Below are 321 nucleotides of genomic sequence, written 5' to 3'. Positions count from 1 at the left end.
GTTATTCTACAATCAAATTTATCAACGCCGTTATCGAGCATTTTAACAAGCTAGGATGAGCAGATATTTACTACAATTGGTATTACGCACTGAGAGCGCGAGAAATTGAAGTGATAGAGTGGGTTGCAAACTGCAGATAGAAAAAAAGCAGGCTAAAAAGCCTGCTTTAAATCATGGTGCGGAAGGAGAGACTTGAACTCTCACACCTTGCGGCGCCAGAACCTAAATCTGGTGCGTCTACCAATTTCGCCACTTCCGCAAATTGTTTTACCTAACCCTTCTTGTTGAAGGCTTAAGTGATGTTTGGTGCGAAGGGAGAGA

1 tRNA gene is annotated in these 321 nt (G+C 42.7%); it reads right to left on the bottom strand.

The window, feature by feature from the left end:
- Positions 1–174: 174 nt before the first annotated feature.
- Positions 175–259, bottom strand: a tRNA-Leu gene (locus RN22_RS24275).
- Between the last annotated feature and the right edge of the window lie 62 nt (positions 260–321).

Origin of the sequence: Grimontia sp. AD028 (assembly GCF_000973155.1) — a bacterium.
Taxonomy (GTDB): domain Bacteria; phylum Pseudomonadota; class Gammaproteobacteria; order Enterobacterales; family Vibrionaceae; genus Enterovibrio; species Enterovibrio indicus.
This window is presented reverse-complemented; position numbering and strand designations above follow the sequence as displayed.